We start from the raw sequence: 3,052 nt of genomic DNA on the forward strand, positions 1-3,052 counted from the left end.
GGCCGCCGATCACATTTGCGGGCGTGAAAAGCCCGGCGCTTTTAGCGGTTACACCCCCCTCACTTGAGCAAGATACATGCGGATTTGTGCGCTATTTTTTAACTGTTTTCACCTCCGTGCGGGGCAGGCCCGAGTGGACGGCGAGGTCCAGGGGGACCTCCCGAAGGAGGGCCCCCACCGCCCGGGCCTGGGCCCGTCCCCGTTCCGTGAGGCCCACCCCCTCCGGGGGGACGGGCCGCCCCCGGGGGAAGTAGTCCACCTCCCCGTGCCGGAGGAGAAGGAGCCTCCTTCTCACGGGTAGCGCTCCAGGTACTTAGGGCTTGCCACCCTGAGCTTCCTCGCCACGTGGGCCTTGAGGAAGGCGAGGGTCCCCGGGGGCGCCTGCCCATCCCGGATCCTGGCGGCCAGGGTTCGCAGGAGTTCTTCCAAAGGCGCCTCCTGGCCCAAGAGGGCGGCGAACTCCTTCCCCTCCTCCGCCTCCAGGGCCTCCCCCAGGGCAAGCTCCCTCCGGGCGATCCCCAGGGCGTTCAGGGCCACCAGGGTCTGGAAGCGGAGCCGGGGGTCGGCCAGGCCAGGGAGGAGCTCCCTCTCCAAAAACTCCCCCACGGCCTCCAAGAGTTCGTCCAGGCTGGGCCTATCCATGGGTCTCCAGCAGGTGGAGGACCTCGTACTCCATCTCAGCGGCGAGCCTGCCCAGCACCGCGAGCTCCGCGCTCCTTTCCTCCCCCCTAAGGTGCCTCCGGGCCTGCTTCAGGGCCCCGAGCCCCCAGCGCACGTTCCCCAGGACCTCCCACCAGAAGAGCTCCCCCTCCGCGATCCCCCGCCCGGTGAGGGCGTTGTACCGCTCCAGGAAAGGCCCCACCTCCCCCACGCCCCCCAGGCGCTTCCCGTCCTCCCCGAACCGCCAGGCCCGCACCAGGGGCCAGGCCAAGTCCTCGCCGCCCTGGGGCGTCGGTCCTAAACTCGCCCCATGGACCTCCGCCTCTTCTCCCTCCTCCTCGGCGTCCTGGTCTCCACGGTCAACGAAAGCGCCCTGACCCCCGCCCTGCCCTTCCTGGCCCGGGACCTCCGGGTGGGGTCGGCCCTGGCCCAGGGGGTGGTCACCGCCGGGCTTCTGGGCTCGGCCCTGGCCTACCTCCCCCTCACCCTGGTGGCGGGGCGGGTGGGAGCGGGGCGGGTTTATCGGACGGGCCTCTTCCTCCACGGCCTGGCCGCCCTCCTCCTCTACCTGGCCCCTTCCTTGCCCCTCCTCTATGGCCTCCGCTTCCTCCAGGGCATCGCGGCCGCAGGGGTAGTGGGCCTGGTGCCCGGGTTGGTAGCTGCGGGCTATCCTGACCGGCGTGGGTACGCCCTGGGCCTGGTGGCCAGCACCGTGGCGGCGGGCACCCTCTTCGGGCCCGCCCTAGGAGGCCTCCTCACGGGAAGCTGGGGCTGGCGCTTCGTCTTCCTCCTGCCCCTTCCCTTCGCCCTTCTCGCCCTGAGCCAAAGCGGGCACCTCCCGGGGCTTCCGCCGCAAGGGGGGGACCTGGGGCGGCTTTTGCGGACGCGGCCCTTTCTCCTCGCCCTCCTCGCCACCGGCCTCTACTTTGCCCACACCCTGGGGGTCAGCGTGGCCTTGGCCTTCTTTCTGGCCGAGGCAGGCCTCGGCCCCGAGGCGGTGGGAGGCCTCCTTCTCCTCGCGCCGCTTGAGCTCCTCCTTCTCGGGGCCTGGGCTGGCCGGCTGGCGGATCGGCGGGGATACGCCCGGGTGGTGATCCTGGGGGGCTGGCTCCTCCTTTTGGGCGGGGTGGGGCTCGCCCTGCTGGCCTACCGGTACCCCGTGCCTGGGGCGGTGGTGGGCCTCCTTCTCCTGGGGGTGGGTCGGGCCCTCTTCCAGGCGGCCAACAACGCCCAGGTCCTCTCCTTGGCGCCCCCGGGCGAGGAGGCCCTGGCCTCGGGGGCGCTTTCCGTGGCCCGGGTCCTGGGCCAGGGGCTGGGGGGCCTCCTGGCCGGGGTGGGGCTTCACGCCCTGGCCGGCCTGGGCCCGCGGGGAGGCTTTGCCGCCCTCATCCTGCTCTTGAGTAGCCTCATGGGCCTGAGCCTTCTTTTCTTAAGCCGGGGGGTGGGGAAAGGACGCCCTGCCTCCTAAGGATGGCCTTGGCGTTCAGGTCAGGCTCGACCGGGTGCCGACGGCTAGCCCGTGCCTGCACCAGGGTTTTGTCCGCGGGGAGGTCCACGGCGAACCTGGATTTTCCTCCAGAACCAGGCGCACCCTCGGGCTTGAGAGCCCTTTTGGATCGGCAAAGATCCACCCTGCCCCTTTGGGGCGGATGGTGCCCCTGTCCTTTCTGCTTTTGAATGACTATCATGCAAGCATGGCAAACACCTTCCTCCCCCGCGCGGCGGGTCCCCTCCTGGAACGGCTCATGCGGGTATTTCCCGTGGTGGCGGTCATGGGCGCCCGGCAGGTGGGCAAAAGCACCCTGGTGCGCCACACGCCTGCCCTGGCCCGGCACCTTTACCTGAGTCTGGACGACCTGGACCTTCGCCTCCAGGCTCAGGCCGACCCCCACGCCCTCCTCCAGCGGGGCGAGCGGCTCATCCTGGACGAGGTGCAGCGGGTGCCCGAGCTCCTCCTCGCCCTCAAGCGGTCCGTGGACGAGGCCCGCGTGCCTGGCCGATTTGTCCTCACGGGCTCCGCCCACCTCCTCCTGCACGCCCATCTTTCGGAGACCCTGGCCGGGAGGGCCTCCCACCTGGTGCTCTGGCCCATGACCCGGCAGGAACAGCAGGGCCTGGGAAGGGCGGGGCTCTGGGGGGAACTCCTCCGCGCCTCCCCAAAGGACTGGCCCTCTCTCCTCCAGGAAGCGGAGGCCCTCCGGGAGGACTGGGGCACGGCGGTGGCCCGGGGGGGGTTCCCGGTACCCGCCCTCTACCTCAAGGACTGGGAGGAGCGCCAGCTTTGGTTCCGCGGCTACCTGCAGACCTACCTGGAGAGGGACGTGCCCGCCCTACGGGCGGTGGAGAACCTGCCCGAGCTCCGGAGGCTCCTCGAGGCCTTGGCCCTGCGCTC

4 protein-coding genes and 1 pseudogene are annotated in these 3,052 nt (G+C 70.7%); 2 read left to right on the top strand and 3 right to left on the bottom strand.

Annotation, left to right across the window (positions count from 1 at the left end; genetic code table 11):
* Positions 1-112: 112 nt before the first annotated feature.
* The 3 genes and pseudogenes from H531_RS0112285 to H531_RS0112295 all read right to left on the bottom strand — a co-directional run.
* Positions 113-295: pseudogene (locus H531_RS0112285) on the bottom strand (histidine phosphatase family protein); the annotation flags it as partial.
* Positions 292-642, bottom strand: coding sequence for a DUF6285 domain-containing protein (locus tag H531_RS0112290; protein WP_022799606.1), 351 nt, complete (start codon positions 640-642; stop codon positions 292-294). The gene H531_RS0112290 and the pseudogene H531_RS0112285, both read right to left, overlap by 4 nt.
* The gene (locus H531_RS0112295; RefSeq protein WP_245540702.1) at positions 635-916 is read right to left on the bottom strand and encodes a hypothetical protein; all 282 of its coding nucleotides are present in this window, start codon (positions 914-916) and stop codon (positions 635-637) included. The genes H531_RS0112290 and H531_RS0112295 overlap by 8 nt, the downstream gene beginning before the upstream one ends.
* A 54-nt stretch (positions 917-970) precedes the next feature.
* Between H531_RS0112295 and H531_RS0112300 the strand changes: the two genes are divergently transcribed.
* Together H531_RS0112300 and H531_RS13310 are read left to right on the top strand one after the other, a co-directional pair.
* Positions 971-2,128, top strand: coding sequence for an MFS transporter (locus H531_RS0112300; protein ID WP_022799608.1), 1,158 nt, complete (start codon positions 971-973; stop codon positions 2,126-2,128).
* Between the two features lie 226 nt (positions 2,129-2,354).
* Positions 2,355-3,052, top strand: a 698-nt coding sequence (locus H531_RS13310) for an ATP-binding protein (RefSeq protein WP_022799609.1), incomplete at its 3' end; no start/stop codon positions are given.

The organism is Thermus islandicus DSM 21543 (assembly GCF_000421625.1).
Classification (GTDB): Bacteria; Deinococcota; Deinococci; order Deinococcales; family Thermaceae; genus Thermus; species Thermus islandicus.

What these genes read in the sequence shown, in the direction of transcription:
- H531_RS0112290 (WP_022799606.1), bottom strand. Translation starts at nt 642, where the DNA reads ATGGATAGGCCCAGCCTGGACGAACTCTTGGAGGCCGTGGGGGAGTTT.
- H531_RS0112300 (WP_022799608.1), top strand. Translation starts at nt 971, where the DNA reads ATGGACCTCCGCCTCTTCTCCCTCCTCCTCGGCGTCCTGGTCTCCACG.